This is a genomic window from Bartonella rattimassiliensis 15908, assembly GCF_000278215.1.
Lineage (GTDB): Bacteria > Pseudomonadota > Alphaproteobacteria > Rhizobiales > Rhizobiaceae > Bartonella > Bartonella rattimassiliensis.
Genome location: NZ_JH725065.1, coordinates 239,226 through 252,636, shown reverse-complemented (window position 1 = coordinate 252,636; position 13,411 = coordinate 239,226). Strand labels below are relative to the sequence as shown.

The 13,411-nt window shown below is 36.0% G+C and carries 7 protein-coding genes; 1 reads left to right on the top strand and 6 read right to left on the bottom strand.

Going from position 1 to position 13,411, the window contains the following annotated elements:
- The 3 genes from MCY_RS03980 to bafA (MCY_RS03970) form a co-directional block, all read right to left on the bottom strand.
- The coding region (locus MCY_RS03980; RefSeq protein ID WP_007347086.1) for a pertactin-like passenger domain-containing protein at positions 1-1,645 on the bottom strand (1,645 nt) is incomplete at its 3' end.
- A gap of 383 nt (positions 1,646-2,028) precedes the next feature.
- Positions 2,029-4,554 (bottom strand): BafA family autotransporter, encoded by a 2,526-nt coding sequence (bafA, locus tag MCY_RS03975; RefSeq protein WP_007347085.1) that lies wholly within the window; start codon positions 4,552-4,554, stop codon positions 2,029-2,031.
- Between the two features lie 340 nt (positions 4,555-4,894).
- Entirely contained in the window at positions 4,895-10,411 is a 5,517-nt protein-coding gene (bafA, locus tag MCY_RS03970; protein ID WP_007347084.1) for a BafA family autotransporter, read from the bottom strand.
- A 522-nt stretch (positions 10,412-10,933) separates the two neighbouring features.
- Here bafA (MCY_RS03970) and MCY_RS03965 point away from each other — a divergent pair.
- Positions 10,934-12,223, top strand: coding sequence for an MFS transporter (locus MCY_RS03965; protein ID WP_007347083.1), 1,290 nt, complete (start codon positions 10,934-10,936; stop codon positions 12,221-12,223).
- On the opposite strand, the gene MCY_RS09965 is transcribed toward MCY_RS03965, so the two are convergent.
- The 3 genes from MCY_RS09965 to MCY_RS03950 are packed head-to-tail and all read right to left on the bottom strand — an operon-like array spanning position 12,220 to position 13,098.
- On the bottom strand, positions 12,220-12,483 hold the full coding sequence (locus MCY_RS09965; protein ID WP_019224340.1) for a hypothetical protein: 264 nt from the start codon (positions 12,481-12,483) through the stop codon (positions 12,220-12,222). The two genes, MCY_RS03965 and MCY_RS09965, sit on opposite strands and share 4 nt — an antisense overlap.
- The gene (locus MCY_RS03955) at positions 12,473-12,652 is read right to left on the bottom strand and encodes a hypothetical protein (protein WP_007347082.1); all 180 of its coding nucleotides are present in this window, start codon (positions 12,650-12,652) and stop codon (positions 12,473-12,475) included. The genes MCY_RS09965 and MCY_RS03955 overlap by 11 nt, the downstream gene beginning before the upstream one ends.
- Positions 12,652-13,098 (bottom strand): DNA polymerase III subunit chi, encoded by a 447-nt coding sequence (locus MCY_RS03950; protein ID WP_007347081.1) that lies wholly within the window; start codon positions 13,096-13,098, stop codon positions 12,652-12,654. The genes MCY_RS03955 and MCY_RS03950 overlap by 1 nt, the downstream gene beginning before the upstream one ends.
- Between the last annotated feature and the right edge of the window lie 313 nt (positions 13,099-13,411).

Below are 13,411 nucleotides of genomic sequence, written 5' to 3'. Positions count from 1 at the left end.
TCTCACTCACTTGTGGAGAAGATTGATCCTGAGTGCTTGGACGCAACATCGTCTGATCAGCTGAAGATTGAGAAGACACTGCAGAAACAGTTTGTTGTTTTACATTAGGAAGATAAGGAGAAGCTAATGAACCTGATACTTCAATAACTTGTTGTGCTTGAGTTGAAGATACCGACACACTAGAAACATTCTGTCCCTCTCTTAAATGACGTGGAGGCCGCAATTTAGCTGGTGGTTTGTTAGATCCACCGGAATTATTGCTTTTTCTTCTAGAAGAAGCGCCTTTCTGCGATGATGTACTACTACCAGCAGATAATGCAACAGGAACCTTCGTTTTCTTGCTTACACACTGTACCTCATTATTAGAACGCTCCTTGTCTTTAGATACTCTGCCTAAATACCAAGTTGCTGAATTACCACTAGAGTTAGCACATCTCTCTCTCTTCAGCAATTGATACTGATAGGTTCCACCATCAACAGTTGTAATTTCTTTACCAAAAAAATCTTCCAGAGTAAAATTAGCTCCTCCATTTTGGCTTCTATCGGTAGCTAACGGAATCTCAGTAACAAAACTATTTTCTTGTGAGAGAAAACCTGTAATTTCATGACCAGAATCTGCAATGCTTATTTTGTGGTTACCTGCACCCTCACCAATCGTCAAGTAATCACTTGCATCCCACGTAGCACTAATATTGAATCGAAAATGTAAATCCCCTGAAAGTTTCTCAACATGAAGTGAAATATGTCGTGGATCATACGGAATAGAAGTAAAAATGACAGTTCCTCCGTTCCCTCCTAAATCTTCAATTTCAATCTGAGGTTTCTCTCCTATCTTTCGTTCACCAATCTCAAATATCGTTTCATCAGCTCTTCCTTTTATAGGAATATTTTTCTTGGTAATGTGATTTGTTTTATCACCAGCGAATAAATAAAGTTCTCCACCACTATTGACCCTTACCTCTCCAACAACTGCTTGTACACCAATATGTAGCCACGATTTAGCAGAATCCATAATAGTTAAAGTATCAACAAACCCTCTAGGATATACAACTTGAACAGCTTTCCCCTTCAAATTAGTATTATAAGCTCCTCCATGCGCTAAAACATGCTGTCTCCCATCCCCAGATACTTCTGTATCCATTGATTTTCCCCCCTCTTGTCTTTGCGCCGCGTAAAGATTTTGTTCTCCGTTATTTCCTACTTTTGTCTTCCAAACCCATGCCCCATCATACACATTCTGCTGTCCCACTGCTCCCCCCTCCCCAGAAACTGTGGTATTATATGCAGTACTTTTTCTCTCCACGCTTGTAAGATCAAGATTTGCCTCTTCATGAACAAACTGCTTACCTCCAAGGATTTTAGCATTTATTGCATTTCCTCCACGTGTAACTATTTGCATCCCCCCTTTTTTAATAGTGGAACCTATAGAAGTTGCTCCATTTTCAACGATCTCAACACCACCATCTTCAATCTTAACGTTATTGCTGACAATACGAGAAATCAGTGCTGAACCTTTTGGTACCTCTACTCCATTCCCCAAATGTTCCACTCTTTTTAGCCCTTTACTCTCAACTGCACTTGCAACTTGCACAAGACAACTACTGATCATCAATACTGAAAAACTTAACTTGTACTTATACCGCATAATCTACACTCCACTTTCAATTATTTAGAAAAATATCCCGCGGCTACGTAGGTAACAGGCCTTAGATTGTATCGTAATGTGTTTTATTTATGTCTATATACAATTTAATAGTGTTATTTTTTAAATTAAACAACTATAAGTTGTAAATTTATAAATCACTAAAAAACTAAATAAAATTCAAATTGTTTATTTTTTTCAAGAAACAATTTGCAATATTTAAAGTTATAGATAAAAAAAACACTCGCACCTCTAAAAAAGAGTATAAAGACATCCTCATTGTTTAGAAAGTCTCTACACTCTCAAAAAGATAAAGCCGAGCGTTGTTTGCTTAAGTTTGCAAAACAATTACATTTGTAAAGTTAATCAATCGTGTACGCGTATATTTAGAAACTATAGCGTAATCCTAAAGTACCTTGAAGAGCATTCTTAAGCTTATGTCCTTTTAAATAATGTGCTTCCGCATAAAGTGTTAATTTATCATTGACTGAACTGTTTAAACCAATTCCCAATTTACCCACATTACCTGATAAGTCTGTGATAAATTTATGCTGATTATTAATTATCGTATAATTATTATTTATATTCTCACGCAACCAAGCTGCCATAATGTAAGCTGTTAATGAAGTTTCTGAGTTCACAAAAAATTCATGTCCTGCAATCAATCCAACTTCACTATGGAATGAAATCAATGGGCTTAGGTCACCTATCATTTTATTGGAGAGTTTTATTTTTTTACCTTCAACCTGCAAACCTGTTAGCTTTATATAAGGCTGCATCCAAGTATTCTGTGCCGGTTCAAAATAACAACCAATCTCAAATGACCCACCTATCGCCCACTGATTATAATGACTTTGAATAGCTAATCCATTCGTTGAGATGGCTTTCAAATTATCTCGGTAATAATTATATTTCAAAACACCATCCATATACCATCCACGATGATCGAAATAAGTTGTATAAGTTCCAATGCTATAAGAGTTCAGATCGCTATCACCACCTCGTGCATGAGAAATACGTGCTTGATCATAGCTACCGAAACCACCAACATACAGCTCACCATGCTTTAACTCCCTCAAATGATCAGCACCAAAAACTAAACCTGTTTGCCCAAGTTTAAAATGTATATGGCCTGTCGCAACGCGTTCTCTGCTCTTAATGGCATAAGTCCATAGTTCAATATCTTTCTTATTTCTGTCCCAAATTTTTCTACCATTCCGTACAATTTGCAACTCATTGTTAAAAATAATTCCAGGAACTACGGACAGTGTTAACACTGCATCAGTCGAGGGAGTGGTTGATGTTCCACCAGGAACGAATGGATTTGTAAGATCTGAAAAAGAAGTTTCCGGTCCATTGAGGCGGTCTGCAGATAAAAACCAAACTTTTCCATTTTCATACTTTCTTTCTTTCAGGCCATACATATAGGTTCCCCCATCAATGGCGTTAATGTTTTCACCTTTAAGATTTGTCAGCATAAAATGCGCCCCACCACTTTGATCCGTAATTAAATCACGTTTATTTGAAAAAGGATCAGTGATTTCAACTCCAGAATCAGCAACACTTATCGTATGCTTCCCAGTACCTTTCTCAATCAAGAGATAATCGCCACGGTTATGAGCAATTGTGGTATTGAATGCAAAATGTAAATTTCCTGAAAGATTATTTACATGAATCTGAGAATAATATGGATCAGAACCCGTAAACGCAAAAATAACACTCCCCTCACCGCTTAATCTTTGTATCAAAGAGCTTTTTCCATCAAACTCATCAGTGATAGTGTACAGTTTTGTATCTTTTCCATTTAAAATAACATCTTCTACCGTGGTACGATGTTGATCATTGCCAGCATAAAGATGAAGCTTTCCAGAATGATTTATTTGTGTCTTTCCTTCTAATATAGCTCCAGCACGCACCCACGATTTTGTTTCATCATGCATTGTTAGATTTTTTACAGATCCATCACTATCTATTTCTTGAATAGCGCTCTCATTTAAAGTGACACCAATAGCCTGACCACCTTTTAAGATACGTTGTTTTCCACCACCAAAAACTTCTGTTTCAAATGCAAAACCACCATTTTTTACATTTTGAGATTTTTTTCCAACCTCTTGTACGCCCCCTCGCATAACCTTGGTATTCCAAACTTTCCCTCCATCATATACCTTTTGTTGGCCGAATGTTTCATCTTGACCATAAATGACAGTATGAGAAGCAATACTCCCTTTAATCTCTCCTCCCACATCCCCCTCGCCGAAAACAAGCTGCTCACCACCATAAATTTTAGTCCCCTCTACTTTCCCTCCATTTCCAACACTTTGTTGTCCGCCTTCTTTAACAATAGTACCTTTCGAAAAGCCTTGTTTTCCCTTTAGAGCCTGAACATTTTCAATTCCACCATGTTCAATTTTACTATCCTCACTGAGACCTCCTGCATATACATAAAGCTCTGCACCATTCCTTACGGTGTTATTAATGGATTGCCCTGGATTATCACTTTCACCATCATTTGAAATGTAAGCTTTACCTTCATTATCAAGGACATAATTTTCTAGCAATGCCCCATCTTTAATAGAGATAAGTTCAGGTTTTTTAAGAAATGCAGTATTTTCTTGTACATTACATCCAACATTTTCATAACTACTTCCATCAAGTTCTTGTTGTCTCGCTAACCCTCTCACATCTTTAACAATAGTAAAATCGCTCGGATTTTTTAAAAAATCTAATTTATTGCGCTTCTTTACAGTGAAATCATTCGATGCTCTAAGTATGCAGCTTCCTGGCTCATTTTCATAACTTGAAGATTGACAAAAAAGTTGTTTTCTCCCCTCATTTGCCGCAGCAGTATACACAAAACAGTTACTTAATATGAATATCCAAAAATTCCGTTTCCATTTATATTGTATAGTCATATACGCCCCCCTTCACGTTTGCATAGACACCAAATGTAATTAGCTCTACAAAATACATTTTCAATCTTAGATTGTAATAATTCTTCTGAGTAGCTCCATTACTTCACTAAAAACTATTCTTTACAATCTCTTAGATGCGTTTCTGATCGAGAATATAAGGGAATTCCTATATTTCTTTAAAGTTTTTTATCAAAGAAAAAAGTAACATATAATAAACTATAATATAAAATAGAGTATATAATCTGTCATGAAAAGCGAAGCTGCATGCTCTGAAAATTGCACTTTAAATTAAAGATTTTAAAAAACAATCATACCTTAAAAATAAAGGATAACCTTATATTTAGAAACTATAGCGTACACCTAAAATACCCTGAAAAGACTGTTTTATTTTACGCCCTTTAACATAATGAGCCTCACCATATAACTTTAACTTCTCACTCACAAAACTGCTCAAACCTATTCCTAATTTACCCGCATTGCCTGATAAGTCTGTGGTAAATGGATGTCGTTGATTAATCAACGTCTGATTGTCATCTTTATTCTCACGTAACCATGCTGCTGTTATATATGCAAGTGATGAAGAAACCTCGCGAGGAGAGCCAAATTCATACCCTAAAGATAAGCCAACCTCACTGCGTAATGAAGTAAAGGGACGCATGTCACCTGTCATATCATTCGATAACTTGATTTCTTTACCCTCAACTTTCAGCCATGTAAATTGTCCATAAGGCTGGAGCCAACTGCTCTTTGACGTCTGAAGTCGATAACCCGCTTCAAAGGAGGTACCTACTGCCCATTGCGTATAGGTTCCTTCAATCCCTAAACCATTCGTTGAAACTGCCTTCAGAGTATTTTGATAATGATTGTATTTTAAAATACCGTCGATATACCATCCACTATGATCCAAATAAGTGACATAAGCGCCAATGCCATAAGTATTGAGATCACTGGTGCCTCCCCGTGCATGCGCAATACCGGCACGATCATAACTGCCAAAACCACCGATATAAAACTCTCCATTTTCCCACTCGCTTAAACCATTGATCCCCAAAACGATACCAGTCTGATCGAGCTTAAAATCTATATGTTCTGTTGCAATGCTCTCTTTAGATTTAATCGCATAGGTCCATAAAGCCGTATTCTTTTTACCTTTATCTAAAATTCCCCGTCCTGAACGCACAGTTTGTATTTCATTGTGAAATATCATCGCTGGAGCTACAGACATAGACAATACTGCATCTGTAGAAGGTGTTGTTAAAAACTGAGAAACTGAAAGCGTCTCACTCACTTGTGGAGAAGATTGATCCTGAGTGCTTGGACGCAACATCGTCTGATCAGCTGAAGATTGAGAAGACACTGCAGAAACAGTTTGTTGTTTTACATTAGGAAGATAAGGAGAAGCTAATGAACCTGATACTTCAATAACTTGTTGTGCTTGAGTTGAAACAGTTGGAGAAACAGATACTGGAGACTTTTGCCTCAAGTTTTGGCCATTTTCTCTTCGATCCGACAATTTAATCGCATACTCTTTTGTAGCTGTAATAGTTGAAAGAGAAGAAACCGGTTGATTTTGACTTAAATGCCGCGCAGATCTGCTTCTACTCCGTGGCAAGCTGTTAAGAAATGGAAAATTATCAATAAAGACCGCAGATAAATACCAAACTTTGCCCACCTCATCCTCACCAATTCTTTGTTTTAAACCATACGTGTAGGTTCCACCATCAACCATTCCAATTTTTAGACCAGAAAAACTTTGCAGAGTAAAATGCGCACCTCCACTTTGATCCCAAATTAAATCAAGTAACGTTGAAGAAGGATCAACAATTTCAATGCCAGAATCGACTACACTTACTGTGTGAGAACCATGACCATTCTTGATAAAGAGATAATCACCTTCTCCTTCTGCAAGGCTAACATTAAATTTGAAATGGAGACTGCCCGAAAGATCATCAACATGAAGCTTAGAGTAATGTAAATCGGATTCCGTAGAAGCAAAAATAATATCTCCTATACCGCTCAACTTCTTAATATACGTCTCTATAGTTCCATATCCATTAGAAATAGAGTATAATTTAGCATTTTCTCCCTCTAAATTGATATCATCGACTGTAGTATGATGATTTTTATCTTCCGTATAAAAACCATCACTTCCAGCATAAAGATGGAGTTGTCCAAAATTATGAACCTTTACTGTCCCTTCTAATATCGCACCAGCAAAGACCCATGAATTAGCTCGCTCTTTAATTGTTAGATTTTTTACAGTACCACCAGCATGAACTTCTTGAACAGCATAACTGTGTAAAGTCACAAGATCTGCCTTTCCTCCTTCTAATACCCTTTGTACACCATCCGCGAAAACCTCAGTATTCACCGCTAAACCACCGTCTTTTTCCGCAAAGTTATCATCACCGGGAAACCATTTAGCAAGAGTTTGTATTCCTCCATTCATCACTTTTGTTCTCACTGCCATTCCATCATCGTACACATTCTGCTGTCCCAGTATATCACCTTGTCCATAAATTATCGTGTTATAAGCACTACTTCCAACAACCCCACCGTTCTCGTAACTATCTCCCCAAATAAGTTGATCACCACCGTAAATTGTAGTCTGCAATGCTGTTCCTCCTCCTTCTATCTTTTGTTTTCCACCCTCGTAAATAATCGTAGACTCCGATATTCCCTGTTCCCCTACAATCTCTGAACCACCATTTTCAATTGTCGTATTCTTACTTAACCCACCAGCTTCAACATAAAGTATTCCAGATCCCTCAATTGTCGTATTAACGGATTGCTTATGAGCCCCTCCATCATCAGAAATAGAAACTATGCGATCATCACTAAGCCAAAAATTTTGTAAAATGCCTCCTCCCTGATGAATACTGAAATTCATGACATCAGAGATATTAAAATCTTTTGAAGATGTCACATTCTCTTCTTTTTCAAGAAGCTTATCTATAGAATCCGCATGAGGTGAGGAAATTACAGGAGTAAAAGTTGTTTGTGACGTAGCCAAATACCAAATCTTTCCACCGTTATGATCTTTCATCTTTAGATCATACATGTAGACTCCGCCATCAATCATACTAATCTTTTCACCGGAAAAATCCGTCAAAGTAAAATGAGCTTTTCCACTTTGTTCATGAATTAAATCAAGCTCTAAAACTAAGTTCTGGTTTTGTAGAGAAAAATTGGCAATTTCAATACCAGAATCAATCACGCTTATTGTATGATGTCCTTCCCCCTTTTTTATAAGAAGATAATCACCGCGCTGCTCCTCAAAATTGGTCTTTAGTCTAAAATGTAAATTACCTGAAAGATTACCGACCTCAAGTTTAGAGTAATGTGGATTAAAAACGGTAGAAGTAAAAATAACACTGCCATCGCCACTCAGATTCTCAATCAAGGAACTTTCACCATCCATATTGGAAGCAATAGCGTATAATTTTGTATCTCTGCCATTTAAAACAATTTTTTCGACTTCAGTACGAGATTGCTCAGCACCAGCATAAAGATAAATTCGCCCAGAATCATGAATCATAGTGCTTCCTTCTAATGTTGCACCAGAATGTAACCACGATTGTGCTTGATCCTTAATGATTAAATCTTTTACGTAGCCCCCTAAATCTATTTTCTGAAAAGCACTCCCTTGTAAAAGAACTCCAAGAGCCATTCCCCCCGCTAATACGTGTTGCTCTCCACCAGAAAAGATCTTCGTATCGAATGCAAAACTGCCATAATTGTTTAGATCCTCTTCTACATAAAGATTTTGTACCCCTCCTTCCATGATCTTTGTGCGAAAAACCTCTCCATCATCGTACACATTCTGATAGCCTCGCATATCCTTTTCACCAGAAATAACGATGTCATAGGCGCTGCTTCTTACCATCTCACCTTTGATATTAGACTTTCCTGAAACAAATTGCTCACCACCAGAAATTTTAGCCCCTTCAGCTTTCCCTCCATCTTCAATCTTTTGTTTTCCCCCTCTCTTAACCATACTATCCTGTGAAAGACCCTGTGTTTTAATAAGCTCAATACCACCTCTTTGAATTGTCGTATACAAGCTAAAACCACCGTTATAAATGGTGAGCTGTCCATCATCTTTAACCGTATTACTAATTGAAGTTTCTCCATTGCTATCAATTTTCTCACTGTTACGATCAGAGCTAGGATCAGAAATTGTAACAATCATTCCCTTTTCAATTGTGAGTTCTGTGAGATCATTCGATAATGAAGCTATAGCAGATGGTTGCAAACTAACATCAGAAAATAAAGAGGTATTTGTCTCATCAAGAGCATAATTCGCATCTAAAAACCAAATTTTACCGGTATTTTTATTCTTTCTGTATTTCAAACTATACCTATAGGTTCCGACATCAATCGTTTCGATTTTTTCACCAAAAGTATTTGTCAGAGTAAAATGAGCGCTTCCACTGTGATCAGAAATTAATTTAAGCTTTTTGTGAGAAGAATTTGTAATTTCACGCCCAGAATCAGTCACACTTATTGTATGATAACCAGAACTATTTTTTTTAATGACAAGATGATCACTAAGGTGTTTGGCAAAGTTGACATTAAAATCGAAATGTAAAGAACCTGAAAGATCATCAATATTAAGCTGAGAATAATGCTTATCAGTTCCTAAAGACGTAAAAATAACTCTACCATTTCCTTTTAAATTCTGGAGCTTAACATGAGATTTTTTGCTGTTATTTTCAGGAGCAACAATGTATGATTTGGTATCTTCTCCACTTAAATTAAGATTTTCTATTTCTGTAACTGATTCACCTTTACTAGCATAAAGATAAAGGCTTCCAAAATCATGAACATTTGTATCCTTATCTAATATTGCACCAGCAAAAACCCATGACTTTGCTTGATGATTAATTGTCAGATTATCCGCGTATCCAGAATCATATATATTTTGAGTAGCTCTATCGTATAAAGTAACTTCGCTCGCATTGCCTCCTGCGAAAATATTCTGCACCCCATTTTTAAAAAGTTCGGTATTAAGTACAAAAGCCCCCTCATTTATTGTAAAATCTTCATCTTCCGTATCAGCATCTTCTGAGAAGCCATTATTAAAATTCTCTTTACCATCAAGATTCTGGACACCTCCTTTCATAACCTTTGTGTCAACAGCCATCCCCCCACTATAGACACTTTGTATTCCTGGCATTCCATCTGCAGCATAAATTTCAGTGCTATAAACACTACTTTCCTTATCTTTAAGCAACAAACCATTTCCAAGGCGTCCCTTACCCCAAATAATCTGCTCACCACCATAGATTTTCACCCCCTCAGCATTTGCACCACTTTCAACAATCTGTTTTCCCCCTTTTTTAACAATGGTATATTCTGAATTGCTCAAGTTTTGAACATACTCAATCCCACCATGCTCAATTGTCGTATCTCTACTAACACTCGCCTCAACAATATAGAGTTTTCCACCCTCCTGAACTGTATTATTAATGGAATAGGCTGCATCTTCATAGCTAAAGCTATTTATTTCAGAATCTTCAGAGTCACGGTTAGTAATATAAATAGTAGCACCATCGCTTATTATTGAATTTGTGAGAACTTCAAAGAATAGGTTTTCTAATCCATCCCTTTCCTTTTCTGAATACTTCTTCCCTTCTATCGTCTTTTCATGTACTATCATCTCTGCCTCCCCTTTTTTTGCTTTTAATCCCCTTACTTTGGATGACAATTTTCGATTTTCTTTTAGATATTCATTGATACCTACTGGTGTTAATAGCTTTTCTTTTACTGTTGCTACTCCATCTGCATTCGCAATCTTGATAAAAAAACTACTGGTCATTAACGCATAAAAACTTAATTTCAATTTTCGTTGCATTATTCACACTCCATAATTCCAAATTTAAATCCCCCATTTAGAAAAAGTGCATAAACCAAAACAACACACTGTAATGGCTCAATCTTATCTTTTTTAAGAGATAACAAAGCATTCGATAATTAAGCTCAACAGATCAAATATACATCATGTGTTTTAAAATAATACACAACTAAAAGATTTAGTTTTTAACAATACACTTAAAAAGTGTTTTAATTATATTCATAAAAAAAATTTTTAATATTTTTTAGATACTAAACAAAGAAACAGCACCATAAATAAGAGCAGCCTTGATGTTCCCATATTGCCATCTTTTACAGCATTTAAAATAGTTTCTTTATTTTATTCAATTTGATAATCCCTAAAACACTTATTGATGTTCATAAGTTCATTATTATTGTTCTGATATATTAAGAAATATCATAATATCGACTCGACACTGATTTGAAATTTTTATAATTATAGTTTGTTAAGTTATATTCGATTTGTCATATTTTGTCATATACTGAAAGGGACATTCTATTCATGTCTATAAATTTAGAAATGCAAGGTACAAGCAACAGAAATTCCCATCGTCGTATTTTGTTTGCAAGCCTTATCGGCCCAACAATTGAATATTTTGATTTCTATGTCTTTGTCACTGCCGCAGCTATCATATTTCCTCGTGTGTTTTTTCCAACACAAAATGATCAAGTTGCCATTTTACAATCTTTCCTGATCTTTGGAACAGCTTTTTTTGCCCGCCCTTTAGGATCAATTATTTTTGGACATTTTGGAGATAAAATTGGACGAAAAGCAACTCTTATCGCTTCTCTACTCACAATGGGGATTTCAACAGTTATTATTGGTTTTCTTCCTACGTATGAAACAGCTGGCTGGTTTGCCCCTTTCCTGTTAGCCTTGTGCCGTATTGGACAGGGAATAGGGCTAGGAGGAGAATGGGGAGGAGCTGTTTTACTTGCAACAGAAAATGCACCTCCAGAAAAGCGTGGTTGGTACGCTATGTTCCCCCAATTGGGCGTTCCAATCGGTTTATTTTTATCCATTGCTGTTTATTTAGGTCTGTTACACTTCTTTGATCCTGATACACTCGTAGCTTGGGGATGGCGCATTCCTTTCATTGCTTCAATTGTTTTTATGATTATAGGATTATGGGTTCGTCTTTCAATCAATGAAACTGTTCAATTCAAAAAAAATCTTGAAAGTAAAGAGCGTGTTAAAGTTCCTATCATCGATGTCTTTTTAAAATGTCCACGAATCTTATTTCTTGGAGTATTTTCTGGTATGGCAACATTTGTTTTGTTTTACTTGGTCACCGCATATTTATTAAGCTATTCAACAAACCATTTGCAATTGTCATATTATCAAGCTCTTCAAGTCGAAATTATCGGTGCTATTTTCTGTGGAATTTTTACTGTCATTACAGGAAGACTTGCTGATCGGATTAGACGTAGAACTTTGATGATTTGGGTTACAATCATCACCGGTATTTACTCTTTCGCAATTCCCTATTTCTTAAATTCTGGAGTTATAGGAGTCCTTGCAATGTCTGTCATTGGTTTGTCTATCATGGGGATGATATACAGTCCTCTTGGTGCTGTTTTAGCTTCACCATACCCAACAACAATTCGATATACTGGTTCTTCTATCACTTTCAACTTAGCTGGTATTGTAGGAGCATCTTTTGCGCCATATATTGCCGAATATCTAGTCCAACATTTTGGTATATCTTATATCGGCTATTATTTGCTTCTTGCTTCTTTTATTTCACTGATTTGCTTCATTGGATTTACAGATGATGAAATATCTAACTAAAATATAATAAAGAAGAATAAAATAAATACTGGCAGCAAAAATGCTGCCAGTTTCATTTTTAAAGACATGGGTTGAGGTATTTTCCACCACAATATTCCCGAAAATAATGCGCTCAAAAAGAAAAATAAAAAATCTGCAATATAGTTCATATAAGCAACAGAAAACATTTGTGATAGAATATGCGTTGTCCCTAACCACGAAACGCAAAAAAAAGCCGACATCACAGCCCATAAAACAAGCAAAATTCGATCAATAATCACTATCACACCGTTTTGCTTTTCTTATTACAGGCCATATCTTTAAAAGACCTAAAAGGAAAATCACAATAAAAATCCAACGTCCTCCCCCTAATCCTTCAGCAATAAAAAGTGCTGGATTTACTATTCCTACTAATCCTATAAAAATCAGAATGACAGATACAAGACGCATTAAACCCGTTTTTCCCAACAACGATCTTCAGTCTGTTGCCAATACGTTAAATTATGATTTTCCATTTTATATTTTTTCCACTGTGCACGAACAAGATTCAACTGTTCAACACTGCTACCATCAAATATCACAACAAGCCGTTGATAAGCATCAATATCCGAGCAAACAGCCCCCTCTATGAGAAAACGAATCTTGGAATCATTCGGATTTTCTTGTCCTGTAGTAAGAAATACAGGCTGAAAGTTTGAATATTGATCACATTCAGTTCCATGTCCAATAAATGAGACATCAGAATAAACCCATAAATGGATATCTATGGAATCGCGTTGTTCTTTACTCACACATTGTATTGTTACTTTACCAAAACGAGCCAATGCACGCTCGACAAGCGTTGGCAAAATATCTTTTAGCGTTGACTGCGTCAAATGATAGAATAAAATATCCAACTCTTTAAACCCTCACTACTCCTTAATAAAAAGCTAACATCTCTTTAGAAAAACTTCTATATCTCCAATACAAAGGGAATAATGCAAGATACAAACTTCTTTTTCGATTAAAATATACTATCTTTTTATGTATATCTTTAAAAGACAAAAAACTGTTAGTTTATACATTAATAAAGAAGTTTTTTTTACGTTACTTTCTAGATTCCTTGTACTATACTTGAAAACAAAATATAATGCATGGAAAAATAGAGAAAACTTAATAGGCTATTTTATAGCATTTATTTGGTAAAAAGGTGCAATCCATAGAAGAATA

Bases quoted from the DNA above. Each gene is read 5' to 3' on its own strand.
- MCY_RS03965 (WP_007347083.1), top strand. From the start codon at position 10,934: ATGTCTATAAATTTAGAAATGCAAGGTACAAGCAACAGAAATTCCCAT.
- bafA (WP_007347084.1), bottom strand. From the start codon at position 10,411: ATGCAACGAAAATTGAAATTAAGTTTTTATGCGTTAATGACCAGTAGT.
- bafA (WP_007347085.1), bottom strand. From the start codon at position 4,554: ATGACTATACAATATAAATGGAAACGGAATTTTTGGATATTCATATTA.
- MCY_RS03955 (WP_007347082.1), bottom strand. From the start codon at position 12,652: ATGCGTCTTGTATCTGTCATTCTGATTTTTATAGGATTAGTAGGAATA.